The following is a 20392-nucleotide window of genomic DNA, read 5'->3' as shown; positions in this document are numbered from 1 at the left end:
CCAGCGTGTAGTCCCTCTGCGTGCGCTTGATGCCTGATTCCATTTGACTTGCCTTTTCTTTCACGAAAAAGTGTCAACCTCTGGCAGGACGGGTCACCAGAAAAACAAAAGCCGCCCGGAAGACCGGGCGGCTTTTTGTCAAGGTGTTGGTGGAGCTGGGGGGATTTGAACCCCCGTCCGCAAGCCTTCTTCGAGCAGTTCTACATGTGTAGCCGTCTGATTTGGGTCTCGCCGCCCGAGTCGCGCAGTGGCACGCTAAACGGGAAGCCAGCATCCTTGAGTCTCGCCCTGCGCCAAGGTGCCCGACGCAAAGCCAGCCGATGAAATTATCCTTGCAGCCGGGAGGTCTTGCGACCCCCTTGCCCAGCCCATCGGCCTGCTGTTGCAAGGCTCACCGCTGATTAAGCGGCGAGTGCGAAACGTTCGTCGTTTGCAGTTGGTTTTTTTCTGTTGCTTTACGAGGTGACAGAACCTCGACATGCCCTGCTGCGCGTCCGAACCCACGTCGAAACCAGTACAGCCCCAAGCTAACTATTTTAAGACGGTTCGAGCAATTGCAAGACCTGCAGGGGCGAAGAAACTTCGGCGTCAGCGCCCCAGCTCGCCACATCGGCTCCCGCACCCAGGTAACCGTAGCTGGCGGCCACCGTGCCCATGCCGGCGGATCGGCCCGCGCGGATGTCCCGCTCGTCATCGCCCACGTAGATGCACTGCGCCGGTGGCAACGACATCCGGCGTGCGGCCTCCAGCAAGGGTTCGGGGTGTGGCTTCGCATGCGGCGTGGTGTCACCGCTGATGACCGTGGACGCCGAATCGAACAAGCCCATGGAGCGGGTGATGGGTGTGGTGAAGCGCTGCGCCTTGTTGGTCACCACGCCCCAGCGCAAACCCCGCTGCAGCAAAGCCACCACCAACCGATCAACACCTTCAAACGGCCGCGTGCGCTGCGTCAAGCAGTTTTCGTAGTGAACGAAGAACTCTTCCTTGTAGTGCTCGTAGTCCCCGTGCTGGGCGTCCATGCCGAAAGCCACCTGCAACATGCCGCGCGCGCCGGACCCCACATGGGGCCGATACTCCGCCAGCGGTTTGGACGCCAGCCCGCGCCGCAGCCGCATGCCATCCGCTGCAGCGCCCAGATCGGGCGCGCTGTCGATCAGCGTGCCGTCCAGATCGAACAACACGGCACGCACACCTCGAAAAGCAGAGAGCGTCATGCCTTGCGGGTGGCAAACAGGTAGTTCACGCTGGTGTCACCACTCAACCAATAACGGCGCGTGAGCGGGTTGTACTCCATGCCGCGTGTGTCTGTCAGCTCCAGGCCGGCTTCACGGCCGTAGCGGGCCAGTTCACTGGGCTTGATGAACTTCGCGTATTCGTGGGTGCCTTTGGGCAGCAACTGCAACACGTACTCGGCACCGAGGATGGCGAACAGGAATGCCTTCGGGTTGCGATTGAGCGTTGAAAAGAACACCCAGCCGCCGGGTTTGACCAGCGCCGCGCAAGACCGCACGACCGAGGACGGGTCAGGCACGTGCTCCAGCATCTCCATGCAGGTGACCACGTCAAACGCCTCAGGCTCCTGCTGGGCCATGGCCTCCGCACTGATTTCCTGGTAGTCGACATTGGTGGTTCCGGCTTCCAGCGCGTGCAACTGCGCCACCCGAAGCGCCTTGGCGGACAAATCAATACCGGTCACAAGCGCGCCTTTGCGCGCCATGGCGTCGGAGAGAATGCCGCCGCCACAACCAATGTCCAGCACACGTTTGCCTTTGAGCTGAGCCAAGGCGTCGATCCAGGTCAAACGCAATGGGTTGATCTGGTGCAATGGCCGGAATTCGCTTTCGGGATCCCACCAACGATGCGCCAGATCTGAAAACTTGGCCAACTCCGCTGGATCGGCATTGATGTTTTGATTCATATCGCAATTATCGTCAGCCCATGAAAAAACCGCGCCGAGGCGCGGTTTTTTCATGGGAAACCAGAGGTTTACTTGTTGGCGCGGGTGCCAACGACTTCGACTTCAACGCGACGGTTCTTGGCGCGACCTTCGCGGGTGGCGTTGTCGGCCACTGGCTGGGTCAGGCCCTTGCCTTCGGTGTAGATGCGGTTGCTTTCGATGCCCTTGCTCACCAAGTAGGCCTTGACCGCTTCAGCACGGCGGTTCGACAGCGCCTGGTTGTAACCAGCGGCGCCAGTGGAATCGGTGTGGCCCACTGCGATCACGACTTCCAGATTGATACCGGACACTTTGCTGGCGAGGTCGTCCAGCTTGGCCTTGCCTTCGGGCTTGAGCACGGCTTTGTCGAAATCAAAGAACGCGTCAGCGGCGTAGGTGACTTTGGAAGCAGCAGGAGCTGGAGCGGCAGCGGGTGCTGGAGCAGGCTTGGCGGCAGCTGGCGCAGGTGCTGCGGCAGGTGCGGGTGCTGGAGCAGCCACGGGCACGATTGCGCCATCGCAGCCGACAGCCGCCGTAGCGGGCGTCCAGCTGGCATCACGCCAGCACAGTTCGTTGGTGCCGTTTTTCCAAACCAGTTCGCTGGTGCCATTGCGCCAGTTGTCGATGGTTTGAGCGCCAGCAGCCGTTGCCATGGCGGCGGTTGCGATCAGCATTGCCACTTTGTTGAGTTTTTTCATGGTTTTCCTCTTGGTAAGCCGCAGACGGACTGCGTACAAAAAAAGACGCTTGAAGTGACCACCACTCAAAACGTTGGATTTCATTGTGCCACAAGCGCTATGGGGCCAACCACCAGCTACTGGCACCCCGGTGGCTGCGGTCTGACCGTGCGCGCATTCGTTGTCGTACTACAACAAACTGCGGGCACGGGCCGCGATCAGAGTGCCCCGTAAAATGGTGAGTTGCCTTTTGGCTCAATCGACGTACACCAGCTCCGCTCATGACACAGTTCGCCAAAGAGACCTTGCCCATCAGTCTTGAAGAGGAAATGCGCCGCAGCTACCTCGACTACGCGATGAGCGTGATCGTCGGACGGGCACTTCCCGACGCGCGCGACGGCCTCAAACCCGTGCACAGGCGAGTTCTGTTTGCCATGCATGAACTCAACAACGACTGGAACCGGCCTTACAAAAAATCGGCCCGTATCGTTGGTGACGTGATCGGTAAATACCACCCGCACGGCGACAGCGCGGTGTACGACACGATCGTTCGAATGGCGCAGGATTTTTCGCTTCGTCACATGCTGGTGGATGGCCAGGGCAACTTCGGCTCGGTGGACGGCGACAACGCCGCCGCCATGCGGTACACCGAAATCCGCTTGTCCAAGATCTCGCACGAGATGCTGGCCGACATCGACAAGGAAACCGTCAACTTCGGCCCCAACTACGACGGTTCCGAAAAGGAGCCGCTGGTACTGCCTTCGCGCCTGCCCAACCTGCTGGTCAATGGCTCTTCGGGCATTGCGGTCGGCATGGCCACCAACATCCCGCCGCACAACCTCAACGAGGTGGTGGATGCGTGCCTGCACCTTCTGAAGAACCCGGAAGCTTCCATTGACGAATTGATGGAAATCATCCCGGCGCCCGACTTCCCCACGGCCGGCATCATTTACGGCATCAATGGCGTGAAGGATGGTTATCGCACCGGTCGCGGCCGCGTGGTGATGCGCGCAAAGTGCCACTTCGAGGACATCGACCGCGGTCAACGCCAGTCCATCATCGTGGACGAGTTGCCCTATCAGGTGAACAAGAAGACGCTGCAGGAGCGCATTGCGGAACTGGTGCACGAGAAGAAGATCGAGGGCATCAGCCACATCCAGGACGAGTCGGACAAGTCGGGCATGCGTCTGGTGATCGAGCTCAAGCGCGGCGAAGTGCCCGAAGTGGTGCTGAACAACCTGTACAAGCAGACGCAGCTGCAGGACACCTTCGGCATCAACATGGTGGCGCTGGTCGACGGCCAGCCCCGTCTGTGCAACCTGAAAGACCTGATCCAGGTGTTCCTGGAGCACCGCCGCGAGGTGGTGACCCGCCGCACGGTGTTCAACCTGCGCAAGGCGCGTGAACGCGGTCATGTGCTCGAAGGTCTGGCTGTAGCGCTGGCCAACATTGACGACTTCATTCGCATCATCCGCGAGTCGCCCACCCCGCCAGTGGCCAAGGCCGAGCTGATGGCGCGTCCCTGGGACAGCCAGCTGGTGCGGGAGATGCTCACCCGCACGCGCGCCGACGGTGGCGTGATCAACGCCGATGACTATCGCCCCGACGGTCTTGAAAAAGCTTTCGGCATGGGCGGCGATGGTCTGTACCGACTGTCCGAAACGCAGGCCCAGGAAATCCTGCAAATGCGCTTGCAGCGCCTGACTGGCCTGGAGCAGGACAAGATCGTGGCGGAGTACAAGGAAGTCATGGGCGAGATCGACGATCTGCTCGACATCCTCTCCAAACCCGAGCGTGTGTCGACCATCATCGGCGACGAACTCAACATCGTGAAGCAGGAGTTTGGCCAGACCAAGCTGGGCGCGCGCCGCAGCGAGATCGAGCACAACGCACAAGACCTGGCCACCGAAGACCTGATCACGCCCACCGACATGGTGGTCACGCTCAGCCACAGCGGCTACATCAAGAGCCAGCCACTGTCCGAGTACCGGGCGCAAAAGCGCGGCGGGCGCGGCAAGCAGGCCACCGCCACCAAGGAAGACGACTGGATCGACCAGCTCTTCATTGCCAACACGCACGACTACATCCTGTGTTTCTCCAACCGCGGTCGGCTCTACTGGCTCAAGGTATGGGAAGTGCCGGCCGGCTCGCGCGGCTCACGCGGCCGCCCCATCGTCAACATGTTCCCGCTGCAGGAAGGCGAGAAGATCAACGTGGTGTTACCGCTCACGGGTGAGATGCGCTCATTCCCATCAGACCGCTACGTGTTCATGGCAACGAGCATGGGCACGGTCAAGAAAACCGCGCTGGACGAGTTCAGCAACCCGCGCAAGGCCGGCATCATTGCGGTGGACCTGGACGAAGGTGACTTCCTGATCGGTGCTGCGCTGACCGATGGCCAGCACGACGTGATGCTGTTCAGCGACGGCGGCAAGGCCGTGCGTTTTGATGAAAACGACGTGCGCCCGATGGGCCGCAATGCGCGTGGCGTGCGCGGCATGATGATCGAAGAAACGCAAAGCGTGATTGCCATGCTGGTGGCAGAAGACGAACACCAGAGCGTGCTGACCGCAACCATCAACGGCTACGGCAAACGCACTCCCATCTCCGAGTACACCCGCCATGGACGCGGCACCAAAGGCATGATCGCGATCCAGCAAAGCGAGCGCAACGGCAAGGTGGTGGCAGCCACGCTGGTGCACACCGACGACGAGATCATGCTGATCACCGACAAGGGGGTGCTGGTGCGCACCCGCGTCTCGGAGATCCGCGAAATGGGCCGAGCCACGCAAGGTGTCACGCTGATCGCGCTGGACGAAGGCGCCGAGCTCTCGGGTCTGCAACGCATTGTGGAAAACGACGCCAACGTGCCCGAGCTGGACGAGCCGAACGAGGCCGACGACCCGGGCCTTGAGGCGTGATGGCGCGGCCCTACAACTTCTCCGCTGGTCCGGCCGCCATGCCGGCCGACGTGCTGCAACAAGCCGCTGACGAGATGCTCGACTGGCACGGCAGCGGCATGAGCGTGATGGAGATGAGCCACCGCGGCAAGGAGTTCGGCGAGATCATGGAGGCGGCGCTGGCTGACCTGCGCGAACTGCTCGCCATTCCAGCGAACTTTCACATCCTGTTCATGCAGGGCGGTGGGTTGGCCGAAAACGCCATCGTTCCGCTGAACCTCTCGCGCGGTGGCCAGGTCGACTTTGTCGTCACGGGCAGTTGGAGCCAGAAGTCCATCAAGGAAGCCGCCCGATATGCGCAGCCTGCCTTGGCCGCGAGCAACGCGGATTCGAACCACACCACCCTGCCCTCGCCGGGCTCGTGGCGGCTCGGGGCCGATGCGCAGTACGTGCACATCTGCAGCAACGAGACGATCCACGGCATCGAGTTTCACGAGCTGCCCGACCTGAAGGCCCTGGGCAGCAACGCGCCCCTGGTGATCGACTTCTCGTCCCACGTGGCCTCGCGCACGGTGGACTGGTCGCGTGTGGGTCTGGCCTTCGGCGGTGCGCAAAAAAACCTGGGCCCGGCCGGCCTGACCCTGGTGGTTGTGCGCGAAGACCTGCTCGGTCATGCCCTGCCTACCTGCCCCAGCGCCTTCGACTACAAGACGGTGGCGGCCAACGGCTCGATGTACAACACCCCGCCCACGTACAGCATCTACATGGCGGGACTCACGTTCCAGTGGCTCAAACGCCAGACCGAGGGTGGCCTGAGCGGTGTGGCCGCGATGGAGCAGCGCAACATCGCCAAAGCGACACTGCTGTACGACTTCATCGACGGCTCTGCGCTCTACCTCAACAAGGTGGCCCATGACTGCCGCTCGCGCATGAACGTTCCGTTCTTCTTGCGCGACGAAGCCCTGAACGACGCGTTCCTGGCGGGCGCCAAGGCCGCGGGTCTGCTGCAACTCAAAGGGCACAAGTCGGTGGGCGGCATGCGCGCCAGCATCTACAACGCCATGCCACTTGAAGGCGTACAGGCGCTGGTGCAGTTCATGCGCGACTTTGAAAAAACACGGGCCTGAACGCAGGCCCCAAAACCCGAAGACATGACCCAACCCACCCAGTCCGACGCCCTCGCGGCCTTGCGCGTGCAGATTGATGCGCTTGATCAGCAACTGCTCTCGCTGCTCAACCAGCGCGCCCGCGTGGCCGAAGAAGTCGGCGTCATCAAACGCCACGAAGGTTCCCCGTTTTTCAGACCCGACCGCGTGGCGCAGGTCATTGAAAAAATTCAGGCCGCCAACCAGGGCCCGCTGCTGAACCAGCACGTGGCCTCGATCTGGCGCGAGATCATGTCGGCCTGCCTCGCACTCGAAGCCCCGCAACGCGTGGCCGTCTTGGGCCCGCAAGGCACCTTCTGCGAACAGGCGGCCATCGAGTTCTTCGGCAGCGCGGCCAACCTGATCTACTGCGCCGACTTCGACGAGGTCTTCCACGCCACCGCCGCCGGCACCGCGCAGTTTGGTGTGGTCGGCATGGAGAACTCCACCGAAGGTGTGGTGGCGCGCTCGCTCGATCTGTTCCTGCGTTCGCCCGTGCACGTGGTCGGCGAGGTGAGTCTGCTGGTGCGCCACAACCTGCTGCGACAGCTCAACACACTGGACGGCATTGAAGTGGTCATGGCGCATCCCCAAGCGCTCGCACAGTGCCAGAACTGGCTCTCGCAGCACTTGCCCAAGGCAGAAAAACGCGCGGTGTCCAGCAATGCAGAAGGCGCTCGCCTGGCGGCCACCAACCCGGCGTGGGCCGGCATTGCCAGCGAACGTGCTGCGGCCCAGTTCGGCCTGCACATCGTCTCGCATGCCGTTCAAGACGAGGCTTACAACCGCACACGCTTTGCCGTGATCGCCCTGCCCCAGACGCTGGCCATGCCGCCCGCCTCCGGACGCGACTGCACGAGTCTGGTGGTTTCTGTGCCGAACCGGCCTGGCGCGGTGCACGACCTGCTCGTGCCGCTGAAGAACAACGGCGTGTCGATGACACGTTTCGAGTCGCGGCCCGCGAAGTCTGGCCAGTGGGAGTACTACTTCTACATCGACATCGCCGGCCATCCATCGCAGCCCCATGTGGCTGCCGCACTGCAAGAGCTTCAGGGTCTGTGCGCTTTTTACAAGGTGCTGGGCGCATACCCGGTGAACGAATGATGTTTGAACAATTGGGATTGATCGGCTGCGGCATGATGGGCGGCTCGTTTGCGCTGGCCCTCAAGCGCGCCGGTCTGGTCAAGCGCGTGGTGGGTTACAGCAAGTCGCCGTCCACCACCGAGCGGGCACGCCAGTTGGGTGTGATCGACGTCGAGGCACCTTCTGCGCTGCTCGCTGTCTCGGGCGCCGATCTGGTGCTGCTCGCCGTGCCCGTGTCGGCCACAGAAGCCACCTTCAAGGCCATTCGTCATCTGGTGCGCGGCGATGTGCTGATCATGGATGTGGGCTCGACCAAGCGCGAGGTGATCGACGCCGCGCGCCGCGTGCTCAAGGACCATGTGGGCGTGTTCGTGCCGGCGCATCCCATCGCCGGCAAGGAGCTTGCAGGCGTGGAGCACGCAGATCCCGATCTGTACAACGGCCGCCAGGTCATCCTCACGCCGATTGAGCGCACGCTCACGACACAGCTGGACAAGGCACACAAGGTCTGGATCGCGCTGGGTTGTCACGTCAAGCAGATGTCCCCGGAAGCGCACGACGCCGCCTATGCCGCAGTGAGCCACCTGCCCCACCTGGTGGCGTTTGCCTTGATGAACGGCATCAAAAGCCAGCAGCAGGCCGAGGATTTCCTGTCACTGGCTGGACCGGGCTTTCGCGACTTCACCCGCATTGCGGCCAGCGACCCGGTGGTCTGGCGCGACATCCTCATGTCCAACCGCGAAGAACTGCTGGCGCAATCACGCCTGTTCCAGCGGGCCCTGAACGCGTTGGAGACGGCCATCAATGCCGACAACCCGGACGCGTTGGAAGCCCTGATCGATCAAGCCAGCAACGCCCGCGCCCATTGGCGCATGACCGCCATCAAGCCTCAGAGCTGAGCGCGACGCTGACCGCGGCGTTCTCGCGCCACCGCACACATGTATTCCACCCCGTTCCTTGACATCCCCCCGCTGGCCAGTGCAGGCGGCACCGTGCGCCTGCCGGGCTCCAAAAGCATTTCCAACCGGGTGCTGTTGCTCGCAGCCCTGAGTGAGGGCCACACCGACGTGGCCGATCTGCTGGACTCCGACGACACGCAGGTGATGTTGAACGCCTTGCGCCAGCTCGGCTGCCTAATCGAACCACAGCCCGATGGCACATTGCGTGTGCACGGCCTGGGCGGACAACTCCCCGTGAGGCAAACGCAGCTGTTTCTGGGCAACGCCGGCACGGCCATGCGCCCACTCACTGCGGCCCTGGCACTGCTGGCGTCCACCCACGGCGCCGAGTTCGAACTCAGTGGCGTGCCGCGCATGCACGAACGGCCCATCGGCGATCTGGTGGACGCCTTGCGCCAGCTCGGTTGCGCGGTGGCCTGCCTCGGTCAGGAAGGCTACCCGCCGCTCAAGCTCGGCACGGGCGTACCCCTGACCTTGCAACTGGAGCGGCCAATCTGCGTACGGGGCGACGTGTCCAGCCAGTTCCTCACCGCGCTGCTGCTGGCGCTGCCGCTGGTGACGCAACAACAAGCCATCGTCATTGAGGTGGTCGGTGAACTGATCTCGCGCCCCTACATCGAGATCACGCTGAACCTGCTGTCGCGCTTCGGTGTTGATGTGCAACGTGATGGCTGGCAACGCTTCACCATTCCAGCCGGCAGCCGCTACCGTTCGCCCGGGCGCATACCGGTCGAGGGGGACGCCTCGTCGGCCAGCTACTTCATCGCGCTTGGAGCCATCGCACCGAGTACCCAGGGCATCACCATCGAAGGCGTTGGCCTGGCCTCCATCCAGGGCGACATCCGCTTCATTGAAGCCGCCCGGCTCATGGGCGCGGAAATCACAGGCGAAGCCAATCGGCTGCACATCCGGCGCGGCGCCTGGCCACTCAGGGCCATCGAACTCGACTGCAACCACATTCCGGACGCGGCCATGACCCTGGCCGTGATGGCGCTCTACGCCGACGGCACCACCACGTTGCGCAACATCGCCAGCTGGCGCGTGAAAGAAACCGACCGCATCGCGGCCATGACAAATGAATGCCGCAAGCTGGGCGCCACGGTGGAAGAAGGCGCGGACTTCATCCGCATCACGCCGCCCACCACATGGCTCCCCGCCAGCATCCACACCTACGACGACCACCGCATCGCCATGTGTTTCTCGCTCGCCGCGTTCAACCCGGCGAGCCTGCCGGTGCGCATTGAAGACCCGAAATGCGTGGGCAAGACCTTCCCCGACTATTTCGAGACCTTGTTCGACGTCTGCACCACACCCGCGCAGGCCATCCCCGTCATCTGCATCGACGGCCCCACGGCGTCGGGCAAGGGCACCCTGGCCTCCGAAGTGGCGCAGCGCCTGGGTTACCACCTGCTCGACTCGGGTGCGCTCTACCGGGCCACGGCGCTCGCGGCGCAAGACGCCGGTGTGTCGCTGGACGACGAGCCGGCGCTGGCCCGCCTGGCGGCCCAGTTGCCGCTGGCGTTCCGCGACCACAAGGTGTTTCTGGGTGGGCGCGACATCACCGACCCGCTGCGCCTGGAATCCACTGGCGGCATGGCGTCCAGGGTGTCGCAGCACCTGGCGGTGCGATCCGCGCTGCACGGCCTGCAACAGAGCTTCCGACGCCTGCCCGGCCTGGTGGCCGACGGGCGCGACATGGGCACGGTGATCTTCCCGGACGCGGCTTTGAAGGTCTTCCTGACGGCCACCGCCGAACAACGCGCCCAGCGGCGCCATAAGCAATTGATTTCAAAGGGAATTGCTGCTAACATCGACAGTCTTTTGGAAGACCTGAGAGTGCGTGATTTGCGGGACTCATCCCGCACACATGCCCCTCTCAAGCCAGCCGAAGATGCCTTGAAACTGGACAATTCCGAACTGGACATCGAAGCATCGGTGCAGGTGGTGATGAACTGGTGGCAAGGCAAAACGGCGTTCTCGGGAAACTGAGCGCGCTTGCACATTTGGCCCTGACGGCACAGCCGGGCGCTCCCAGCCCGCATGCTCGAAGGTTCTTTTCAACCAACCCCGCGGTGTTTCGCACCGCAATGTCAACGCCGCCCACACGTCGATCCCTGCGCAAACCGAGTCCCTTGGTTGAAGGCGCCGACGCTGAGTGGTTTTAGGAAATTCAATGTCTGAATCATTTGCCGCCCTGTTCGAAGAGTCCCTGAAACGCGCCGAAATGCGCTCGGGCGAAGTCATCACCGCTGAAGTTGTTCGCATCGAACACAGCCATGTGGTGGTCAACGCTGGTCTGAAGTCGGAAGCCTACGTGCCGTTGGCCGAATTCAAGAACGACCTGGGCGAACTCGAAGTGCAGGTGGGCGATTTCGTGTCGGTCGCCATCGATTCCGTGGAAAACGGTTTCGGCGACACCCTGCTGTCACGCGACAAGGCCAAGCGCCTGGCCTCGTGGATGTCTCTGGAGAAAGCACTCGAGTCGGGCGAATTCGTCACCGGCACGACCTCCAGCAAGGTCAAGGGCGGCCTCAAAGTCATGGTCAACGGCATCAGCGCCTTCCTGCCGGGCTCGCTGGTCGACAGCCGTCCGACCAAGGACCTCACGCCTTACGAAAACAAGACCCTGGAATTCAAGGTCATCAAGCTCGACCGCAAGCGCAACAACGTGGTGCTGAGCCGCCGCGCCGTGGTGGAAGCCTCCATGGGCGAAGAGCGCGCCAAGCTGATGGACACCCTCAAAGAAGGCGCCATCGTTCACGGCGTGGTCAAGAACATCACCGAATACGGTGCGTTCGTGGACCTCGGCGGCATCGACGGTCTGCTGCACATCACCGACATGGCATGGCGTCGTGTGCGTCACCCCAGCGAAGTGGTGCAGGCCGGCCAGGAAATCACCGCCAAGATCCTCAAGTTCGACACCGAGAAGCACCGCGTCTCGCTGGGTCTGAAGCAGATGGGCGACGACCCCTGGATGGGCGTTGCCCGCCGTTACCCACAAAGCACCCGCATGTTCGGCAAGATCACCAACATCGCCGACTACGGCGCATTCGTGGAACTCGAGCCAGGCATCGAAGGTCTGGTGCACGTGTCCGAAATGGACTGGACCAACAAAAACGTTGCGCCTTCCAAGCTGGTGTCGCTGGGCGACGAAGTCGAAGTCATGGTGCTGGACATCGACGAAGACAAACGTCGCATCTCGCTGGGCATGAAGCAATGCCGTGCCAACCCATGGCACGAGTTTGCTGAAGCCACCAAGCGCGGTGACCGCGTCAAGGGCCCGATCAAGTCGATCACCGACTTCGGCGTGTTCGTGGGTCTGGCTGCCGGCATCGACGGCCTGGTGCACCTGTCCGACCTGTCGTGGAACGAAACCGGCGAAGCCGCCGTGCGCAACTACAAGAAGGGCCAAGAAGTCGAAGCGATCGTGCTGGCCATCGACGTGGAACGCGAGCGCATCTCCCTGGGCATCAAGCAACTCGACGGCGACCCATTCACCACCTTCGTGTCGGTGAATGACAAGGGTTCCATCGTGACCGGCAAGGTCAAGACCGTGGACGCCAAGGGTGCCGAGATCGACCTGGGTGAAGACGTGTTGGGCTATTTGCGCGCCAGCGAAATCAGCCGTGACCGTGTGGAAGACGCACGCAACATGCTGAAAGAAGGCGACGAAGTCACCACCGTGGTGGTGAACATCGACCGCAAGACGCGCAACATCCAGTTGTCCATCAAGGCCAAGGACGCCGCTGACCAACAGGAAGCCATGGCAAGCCTGAGCCAGCAGTCCTCGCGCGAAAGCGCCGGCACCACCAGCCTGGGCGCCCTGCTGCGCGCCAAGCTGGACAACAACAACGGCTAAGCACGATTGCCGGCGCTTGGGTCAGCTGCCCGCCTCGCGGCGGGTTCCCTGACCGGGCGCCGGTTCTTGAATGCCCAAGTCCAAACCCGAACACATGACCCGCAGCGACCTCGTTGAAGCGTTGGCCAGCCGGTTCAGCCAGCTGACGCACCGCGACGCCGAGTTTGCCGTCAAGGCCATCCTCGACGCCATGGGCGATGCACTGGTCAAAGGCCACCGGATCGAGATCCGTGGTTTTGGCAGCTTTTCGGTCAATCGCCGATCACCGCGCGTGGGACGCAACCCCCGCTCCGGCGAGAGCGTGATGATCCCTGAGAAGCGCGTACCGCACTTCAAGCCGGGCAAGGCCCTGCGCGAGCAGGTGGACGCCAGGACCGCTGAAATTCTCGGGCGAGAGCCCAAGAACCCGACGTGATGCCTGCTGCTTCGACAGAGGTCTGATCGCTACAATCGCCCCACCACAAAAGGGGACGATTTGAAATACCTGATGTGGCTGCTCAACGCAGCCATTTTTTTTGTGTTGTTCGCCTTCGCGCTGAACAACCAGGACAGCGTGACGCTCAACCTGTTCTTCGGTGCCAGCTGGCAGGCGCCACTGGTGTTGGTCATGCTGGCCGCACTCGTGATGGGCGTTTTCCTCGGTGTTCTGGTCATGCTGCCGCTGTGGCTGCGAGCCAAACGCTCGCGCAGCCGGGCTGCCTCAGCCGCCGCTGCCAATACCGCCTTTGACGCAGACTCCACCCTATTCCCCGACCCTAGCGACCGCCGCCATGGACTTTGATTTCACCTGGCTGCTGTGGGGCTTGCCCCTGGCATTTGCAGCGGGCTGGGGAGCCTCCCGCCTGGACCTCCGCCAGTGGCGCATGGAAAGCCGCCAGGCGCCCAAGGCCTACTTCCGCGGCCTGAACCACCTGCTCAACGAGCAGCAAGACCAGGCCATCGACGCCTTCATCGAAGCGGTGCAAGGCGACCCGGACACGACCGAGCTGCACTTTGCCCTGGGCAACCTGTTCCGTCGCCGTGGCGACTACGACCGCGCCGTGCGCGTGCACGAACATCTGCTCTCGCGGGCCGACATCAGCGGCAAGGACCGCGACCGGGCGCAGCACGCGCTGGCCCTGGATTTTCTCAAAGCTGGTCTGCTGGACCGTGCCGAGGCAGCCCTCAACAAGCTCAAGGGATCGGCGTTTGAAGGCGAAGCCTTGCTGGCTTTGTTGGGCATCTACGAGCGCTCGCGCGATTGGCAGCAAGCCAAGCAGATCGCGCAGAAGCTGGAGGCGGCGGAGCAAGGCAGCTTCTCTTCCCGGCTGGCCCACTACCTGTGCGAAGAGGCGGAAATCGCACAGCGCGGTGGTGATGGCGAACGCGCCATGCACCTGCTCGAAGAAGCTGTGCAACACGCCCCGCAGCTGTCACGCAGCTGGCTGGCGATGTCTTCGCACAAGGCGCAGCGTGGCGACACAGCGGGGGCATTTGACGCCCTGCTTCGCCTGAATCAGCACGCTCCACAAGGCTTGCCGCTGGCGGCGGGTTCGCTTGCCGACCTGGCCCGACAGACGGGAAAGCAAGCCGAGGCGATGGCGGTATTGCAGGCCAGCCACGAGCGCGCTCCGTCGATCGACGTCACGGAAGCGCTCGCGGGACTGTGCAGCGAACCCGAGGCTGTCCGCAACCGCTACCTGAGCCACCTTGAGCGGGAACCGTCGCTGGTCATCACCGCGAGGTGGTTGGCTGGGGAAAAGCTCTCCAGCGAGATCGCGCAGATTCAGGTGCAGCGGTCTCTGGAGCAAGCCAGCGCACCCTTGCGACGCTACCGGTGTGCAGCCTGCGGCTTCGAGGCACGCCAGCACTTCTGGCAATGCCCCGGCTGCCAAGCCTGGGACAGCTACCCGGCCCGGCGTGTAGAAGAACTGTAGGGCGGCTCAGACCTCTCCAAACCCACCACCACCCGGGGTGTGAATCTCAAAGACGTCACCCGGCTTCATCTCGGCTTGCCCGATGTGGTCCAACGCTTCAACCGAGCCGTCTGTTCGCACCACGCGGTTGATGCCGACCTTCCCGGCCTGCCCGCCGGCCATGCCGAAGGCACCAAACAGGCGGCCGTTGGACAGGATGCTGGCTGTCATGTCTTCCAGAAAGCACACGCGGCGCACACCGCCGTGGCCACCAATCCAGCGGCCAGCGCCGCCCGAGCCTTCTCGGATCTCGTAGCTCTCCAAGCGCACCGGGAAACGGAACTCCAGCACCTCGGGGTCGGTCAGGCGCGAGTTGGTCATGTGGGTCTGCACCACGCTCGTGCCATCAAAACCCTCGCCCGCCCCACTGCCACCCGAGATGGTCTCGTAGTACTGGTGCTTCGCGTTGCCGAAGGTGAAGTTGTTCATGGTGCACTGGCTCGCGGCCATCACGCCCAGCGCGCCGTACAGCGCGTTGGTGATGCAGCTCGATGTTTCCACATTGCCCGCCACCACCGAGGCCGGCGGGTTGGGGTTGAGCATGGATCCCGGCGGGATGATGACCTTGAGCGGCTTCAAACAACCCGCGTTGAGCGGGATGTCATCGTCCACCAGCGTTCGGAACACGTAAAGCACGGCGGCCATGCACACCGCGGTGGGTGCGTTGAAGTTGTTGAGCTGCTGCGGCGACGTTCCGGTGAAGTCGATCTCCGCGCTGCGCTGCGCTGCATTCACCCGTACTGCGACCTGGATCTGCGCGCCGTTGTCCAGCGGCAAAGTGAAAGCACCGTCCTTCAGGCGCGTGATCACGCGGCGCACCGACTCCTCGGCGTTGTCTTGCACGTGCCGCATATAGGCTTGCACAACGTCCAAACCGAACTGCTCAACCATTTTTCGCAGCTCTTGGACGCCCTTCTCATTGGCTGCAATCTGAGCCTTGAGATCGGCCATGTTCTGCTGCGGATTTCGAGAAGGAAATTCGCCGCTTTGCAGCAAGGCCACCATCTCTGCCTCCAGCAGCACGCCACGATCCACCAGCTTCACATTGTTGATCTGCACGCCCTCTTCCTCAATGCGCGTGGAGAACGGCGGCATGGAACCCGGCGTGATACCGCCAATGTCGGCATGGTGACCGCGTGAGCCCACATAGAAGGTCGGCTCGCCGCCCATGTACACCGGCGTGATCACAGTCACATCGGGCAGGTGCGTGCCGCCATGGTAGGGATCGTTGAGCGCGTACACGTCGCCGCGCTGCATCTTGCCGGCGTTCTCGCGGATCACGGTTTTGATGCTCTCACCCATGGAACCCAGATGCACCGGCATGTGCGGCGCGTTGGCAATCAGGTTTCCCTGCGCATCAAATAGCGCACACGAGAAATCGAGTCGCTCCTTGATATTGACCGAGTAAGCCGTGTTCTGCAGTTGCAGGCCCATTTGTTCGGCGATGTTCATGAACAGGTTGTTGAACACGTCCTGCAGCACCGGGTCCACCTTGGTCCCCACGGCATAGGTCACCGTTCGCGGTACCCGGCGGTCAAGAATCAGATGGTCGAGCGCGGTCAACACCGCTTCCCAGCCGGGCTCCACCACCGTGGTTGCGTTCTTCTCGGCAATGATGGCCGGACCAGGAATCACGTCACCCGCTCGCAGATCTTCGCGCACCACCAGAGCCGCATCCAGCCATTGGCCATCGGAGTACATGCGCACGGTCTCGCGTCGCGGCACTTCGCGGGGCTCGTGCGTTTCAAACCGGGGCTCGTCAGGCGCATCGCCCGCAACCACGGCTTCCACCGACACCGCCTCCACCACCAGCCGTTTGCCCTGCATCAGGAATGCAAAGCGCTGGCGGTACGCGGATTCAAAACCCGCCTGTATGGTGGCGAGGTCCCCGAACGGTACGACCAATGCAGCGTCACTGCCGTCATAGCGCACATGCACGCGGTGATGAACCAAGGCCTCACCGGCATTCACCTGCTGACGCTCCAGTTCTGCTTGAGCTGCTGCGCCCAGCGTATCGAGTTTTTCGGCAATGATGGGCAAGGAAGCAAGCGCGAGTGGCAACTCCACAGCCTGCTCTCGAATCACGTTTTGATCCGCCAGTCCCATGCCGTATGCGCTGAGCACACCAGCAAGCGGGTGTACGAAAACGCGCGTCATGCCCAGGGCATCGGCAACCAGGCAGGCATGTTGACCTCCCGCTCCGCCAAAGCACTGAAGCGTGTAGCGCGTGACGTCGTAGCCGCGCGCGACCGAAATCTTCTTTATCGCATTCGCCATCTGCTGGACTGCGATGTTGATGAAGCCTTCGGCCACCTCTTCAGGTGGTCGGCCCGTCTGCGTTGCCAATTCACCAAATCGAGCCTGCACGGCCTCCAGGCTCAGCGCCTCATCTGCCTTGGGCCCGAACACCTTGGGAAAGTGGCGCGGCTGGATCTTGCCGGTCATCACATTCGCATCGGTCACCGCCAGTGGACCGCCCCGGCGGTAACTGGCAGGCCCTGGGTTGGCGCCTGCGCTCTCGGGCCCTACCCGAAAGCGGGCACCGTCAAACGACAAGATGGATCCGCCACCGGCGGCAACGGTATGGATGCTCATCATGGGTGCGCGCATGCGCACGCCCGCCACTTGGGTTTCAAACTCGCGTTCGAATTCGCCAGCGTAGTGCGAAACGTCGGTGGATGTGCCCCCCATATCGAACCCAATGACCTTGTCCTGGCCCGCAAGACCGGCTGTGCGAGCCATGCCAACGATGCCGCCAGCCGGGCCGGAGAGGATTGCGTCCTTGCCATGAAAGGCCCGCGCATCGGTCAATCCACCCGAGGACTGCATGAAGAACAGCTTGACACCGGGCATTTCTCCGGCGACTTGATCAACATAACGTCGCAGGATAGGAGACAGATAAGCATCTACCACCGTCGTGTCGCCGCGACTCACGAACTTCATCATCGGACTGGTTTCGTGCGAGGTGCTGACCTGCGTGAAGCCGACCTCACGCGCAATGCGGCTCGCGATCTGCTCATGCGAGATGAAGCGGTAGCCATGCATGAACACAACAGCCACACTGCGCAATCCTCGCGAGTAAGCGATCATCAGGTCTGCACGCAAGGTTGCTTCATCCAGCGCCTGAAGCACATCGCCATGTGCGCTGACACGCTCTTGCGCCTCAACCACTGCGCTGTACAGCAGCTCGGGCAACACAATGCGGCGATCAAACAGGCGCGGGCGGTTTTGATACGCAATGCGCAGCGAGTCGCGAAAACCCCGCGTTGTCACAAGCAGCGTGGGCTCTCCTTTTCGCTCCAGCAGCGCGTTCGTGGCCACGGTCGTGCCCATCTTCACGCACTCCACCAGAGCGGGTGTCACAGGCTCGCCGGCTTTCAGGCCCAGCAGGTGGCGAATGCCGGCCACCGCTGCGTCGCGGTAATGCTCGGGATTTTCGGACAGCAGCTTGTGGGTGGTGAGTGAGCCATCGGGCTTCTTGGCCACGATGTCGGTGAAGGTGCCTCCACGGTCAATCCAGAATTGCCAGCGGCTGCCCAGGGGAGAAGTTTTGTCTTGCATGATGAATGACTTTAACGATGAAGGTAATAAGGAATGAAGATCAGGTTGGCTTCGGTACCGACCGACTTGACCCATTCACGGGAAAACTTTTCACCCAGGCGCTTGAGCTCGCTCTCAAATGCAGCAGGCACCCGGCCCACCGTCATGCCCTGACGCTGCAACTCCTGCATGGACTCCGACGCAACAGCTTCACTCAGCGCCCAACCCCTTTCTTCGGCACGGGTGGCAGCCTGGATCACAGCCTCACGATCTGTGGAGGGCAAAGCGTCAAAGGCCTTGGCGTTGACGAACACGATATTCTTGGGGAACCATGCATTGATACCGTAGAAGTAACCAATCTGGCCCCACACACGGTTTTCCACGCCGGTGACAGCAGACGTGATCATGCTGTCGACCTTGCCATCGACGAGCGCCCGGTTGACATCAACCATGGGCACATCCACCGGCGAAGCACCGAGCATCTCCGCAATGCGCACGGTGGACTGGTTGTAGGTGCGCATGCGCGTGCCTTTGAGGTCTGCCCCCGAGCGCACGGGTTTGTTGGAGAAGAGGCCCTGTGGGGGCCAGGGAACCACGTACAGGGGTTTCAGCCCTCGCGCTGCGAAATGCTTTTCGATGAGTGGCCGCTGCAAATGCCAGAGCCGACGGGCATCGGAATAGCTGTGCACAACAAAAGGGATGGCATCAACACCAGCAATCGGGATGTCGCCGACCATGCTGCTCATGATCGTTTCGCCCGCTTCGGCCCTGCCCTCTTGCACCGCCTGGCGAATTTCGCCAAGTTTGAACAGCGTGTTGTTGGGTCGCAGCTGGATACGCAATGCTCCTGCCGTCGCTTGTTCAACATCGGCTGCAAATTGCGCCGCGTTTTGCGTGTGAAAGGAGTCCGCCCGGTAGCCTGTGGCGAGTTGCCAGCGTGTCTGCGCATGCGCCACCGAGGCGGCGGTCAGAGCGATCAGCAATAGCAGCTTCATGAGGGTCTCCCGCAGCGGATCGAGGGGTTCAGCTCTGCATCCGCTGTGGCAGCCACAGCACGATCTCAGGTACAAAGTACGTCAGAAAAACAGCCGCCAGCATCAGGAAAAACAGCGGCAGCGCAGTACGCGCGATCCAGGTCACTTCGCGCTTGGTCAAGCCCTGAATCACAAACAGGTTGAAGCCAACGGGCGGGGTGATCTGTGCCATTTCGACCACCAACACGATGAAGATACCGAACCAGATCAGGTCGAATCCAGCGGCTTCCACGGTAGGCAACAACACGGCAATGGTGAGAACGACCATGGAGATGCCATCGAGGAAGCATCCGAGCACGATGAAAAACACGATCAACAACAGCATCAGGTTGAACGGCGAAAGGTTCAGCCCCCCAATGAACTCGGCCAGGTGCCGCGGTAGCCCGATGAAGCCCATGGCCAGGGTAAGGAAGGCCGCGCCCGCCAGGATCAGGCCGATCATGCAGTAGATGCGGCAGGCGGCGGCCAATCCTTCCTTGAAACGGGTCCAGTTCAATGAGCCTTCGATCTGGGCAAGCACCAGTGCACCACCCACACCCAAGGCGGCGGCTTCGGTGGCGGTGGCAATGCCGCTGTAGATGCCGCCAAGCACCACGGCGATCAGGGACACCACTGGGATCAGGTGCCGTGACGCATGGATCTTCTGAGCAAAGCTCATGGCCGTGTCTGCAGCGGGAACCTTGTCCTTGTTGAACAGTGCCCAGACGATGATGTAGCCCATGAACAGCGCGGCGAGCATCAAACCAGGAATCACACCTGCCAGGAACAGTTTGGCAATCGACACATTCGCGGCCACACCGTAGACGATCATGATGATCGAGGGTGGGATCAGGAGACCCAACGTACCGGCACCGGCCAGGGTGCCCACCGAAATGTCATCGGGGTAGCCGCGCTTCTTCAGTTCCGGCAATGTGATCTTGCCAATGGTGGCGCAGGTTGCTGCCGACGAACCGGAGATGGCCGCAAAAATGGTGCAGCCCACAACGTTGGTGTGAAGCAACCGACCGGGCAGGCGATCAAGCCACGGTGCCAGCCCTTTGAACATGTCGTCGGAGAGCTTGCTCCGAAACAGGATTTCGCCCATCCACAAAAAAAGTGGAAGCGCGGTCAGTGTCCAACTGGAGGTCGATCCCCAGATGGTCAACACCATGCTGTCTCCCACGGGGCGCGAGGTAAACAGCTCCATGCCGATCAGCGCCACAGCCAGCAGAGACAGACCAATCCACAGACCGCCGCCCAGCAGGGCCAGCAGCAACACCATCAGGCCTGCAGCAATCAAGATATCCATGTGAATTCCTTTGAGG

15 protein-coding genes and 1 other RNA gene are annotated in these 20392 nt (G+C 62.2%); 9 read left to right on the top strand and 7 right to left on the bottom strand.

The window, feature by feature from the left end; genetic code table 11:
* Positions 1–147: 147 nt before the first annotated feature.
* From ssrA to ompA, 4 genes are all read right to left on the bottom strand, one after another.
* Positions 148–524: a transfer-messenger RNA gene (gene ssrA, locus ACN4F8_RS16275) on the bottom strand.
* A gap of 12 nt (positions 525–536) precedes the next feature.
* Positions 537–1214, bottom strand: a complete 678-nt coding sequence (locus ACN4F8_RS16270) for an HAD-IA family hydrolase (protein WP_419474510.1) — start codon at positions 1212–1214, stop codon at positions 537–539.
* The gene (ubiG, locus tag ACN4F8_RS16265; protein WP_419474518.1) at positions 1211–1918 is read right to left on the bottom strand and encodes a bifunctional 2-polyprenyl-6-hydroxyphenol methylase/3-demethylubiquinol 3-O-methyltransferase UbiG; all 708 of its coding nucleotides are present in this window, start codon (positions 1916–1918) and stop codon (positions 1211–1213) included. Before ubiG ends, ACN4F8_RS16270 begins: the two co-directional genes overlap by 4 nt.
* 68 nt (positions 1919–1986) lie before the next feature.
* Positions 1987–2634, bottom strand: coding sequence for an outer membrane protein OmpA (gene ompA / locus ACN4F8_RS16260; RefSeq protein WP_419474509.1), 648 nt, complete (start codon positions 2632–2634; stop codon positions 1987–1989).
* Positions 2635–2894: 260 nt separating this feature from the next.
* On the opposite strand from ompA, the gene gyrA reads away from it, so the two are divergent.
* The 9 genes from gyrA to lapB all read left to right on the top strand — a co-directional run bounded on the left by gyrA (position 2895) and on the right by lapB (position 14475).
* Positions 2895–5534 carry a DNA gyrase subunit A gene (gyrA, locus tag ACN4F8_RS16255; RefSeq protein WP_419474508.1) on the top strand — a complete coding sequence of 880 codons (2640 nt, stop codon included), beginning with the start codon at positions 2895–2897 and terminating at the stop codon, positions 5532–5534.
* Complete coding sequence (serC, locus tag ACN4F8_RS16250) at positions 5534–6640, top strand: 3-phosphoserine/phosphohydroxythreonine transaminase (protein ID WP_419474507.1); 1107 nt, start codon at positions 5534–5536, stop codon at positions 6638–6640. The genes gyrA and serC overlap by 1 nt, the downstream gene beginning before the upstream one ends.
* A 24-nt stretch (positions 6641–6664) precedes the next feature.
* Entirely contained in the window at positions 6665–7762 is a 1098-nt protein-coding gene (pheA, locus tag ACN4F8_RS16245; RefSeq protein ID WP_419474506.1) for a prephenate dehydratase, read from the top strand.
* Positions 7762–8640: a prephenate dehydrogenase gene (locus tag ACN4F8_RS16240; protein ID WP_419474517.1), complete on the top strand. Its 879-nt coding sequence runs from the start codon at positions 7762–7764 to the stop codon at positions 8638–8640. The genes pheA and ACN4F8_RS16240 overlap by 1 nt, the downstream gene beginning before the upstream one ends.
* A 39-nt stretch (positions 8641–8679) precedes the next feature.
* On the top strand, positions 8680–10689 hold the full coding sequence (locus tag ACN4F8_RS16235; RefSeq protein ID WP_419474505.1) for a bifunctional 3-phosphoshikimate 1-carboxyvinyltransferase/cytidylate kinase: 2010 nt from the start codon (positions 8680–8682) through the stop codon (positions 10687–10689).
* Between the two features lie 184 nt (positions 10690–10873).
* Positions 10874–12559 carry a 30S ribosomal protein S1 gene (rpsA, locus tag ACN4F8_RS16230; protein ID WP_419474504.1) on the top strand — a complete coding sequence of 562 codons (1686 nt, stop codon included), beginning with the start codon at positions 10874–10876 and terminating at the stop codon, positions 12557–12559.
* Positions 12560–12653: 94 nt separating this feature from the next.
* Complete coding sequence (locus ACN4F8_RS16225; RefSeq protein WP_419474516.1) at positions 12654–12974, top strand: integration host factor subunit beta; 321 nt, start codon at positions 12654–12656, stop codon at positions 12972–12974.
* A 60-nt stretch (positions 12975–13034) separates the two neighbouring features.
* Positions 13035–13340: a LapA family protein gene (locus ACN4F8_RS16220; protein WP_419474503.1), complete on the top strand. Its 306-nt coding sequence runs from the start codon at positions 13035–13037 to the stop codon at positions 13338–13340.
* Complete coding sequence (gene lapB / locus ACN4F8_RS16215; protein WP_419474502.1) at positions 13330–14475, top strand: lipopolysaccharide assembly protein LapB; 1146 nt, start codon at positions 13330–13332, stop codon at positions 14473–14475. The genes ACN4F8_RS16220 and lapB overlap by 11 nt, the downstream gene beginning before the upstream one ends.
* A 6-nt stretch (positions 14476–14481) precedes the next feature.
* On the opposite strand, the gene ACN4F8_RS16210 is transcribed toward lapB, so the two are convergent.
* Genes ACN4F8_RS16210 through ACN4F8_RS16200 form a run of 3 tightly spaced genes read right to left on the bottom strand, consistent with a single transcriptional unit; the run spans position 14482 to position 20376 of the window.
* Positions 14482–18075 carry a hydantoinase B/oxoprolinase family protein gene (locus ACN4F8_RS16210; RefSeq protein WP_419474501.1) on the bottom strand — a complete coding sequence of 1198 codons (3594 nt, stop codon included), beginning with the start codon at positions 18073–18075 and terminating at the stop codon, positions 14482–14484.
* An 11-nt stretch (positions 18076–18086) separates the two neighbouring features.
* Entirely contained in the window at positions 18087–19049 is a 963-nt protein-coding gene (locus ACN4F8_RS16205) for a TRAP transporter substrate-binding protein (RefSeq protein WP_419474500.1), read from the bottom strand.
* Between the two features lie 28 nt (positions 19050–19077).
* Positions 19078–20376 (bottom strand): TRAP transporter large permease, encoded by a 1299-nt coding sequence (locus ACN4F8_RS16200; protein ID WP_419474515.1) that lies wholly within the window; start codon positions 20374–20376, stop codon positions 19078–19080.
* Positions 20377–20392: the final 16 nt, after the last annotated feature.

Source organism: Hydrogenophaga sp. (assembly GCF_048549895.1).
Taxonomy (GTDB): domain Bacteria; phylum Pseudomonadota; class Gammaproteobacteria; order Burkholderiales; family Burkholderiaceae_C; genus Hydrogenophaga.
This window is presented reverse-complemented; position numbering and strand designations above follow the sequence as displayed.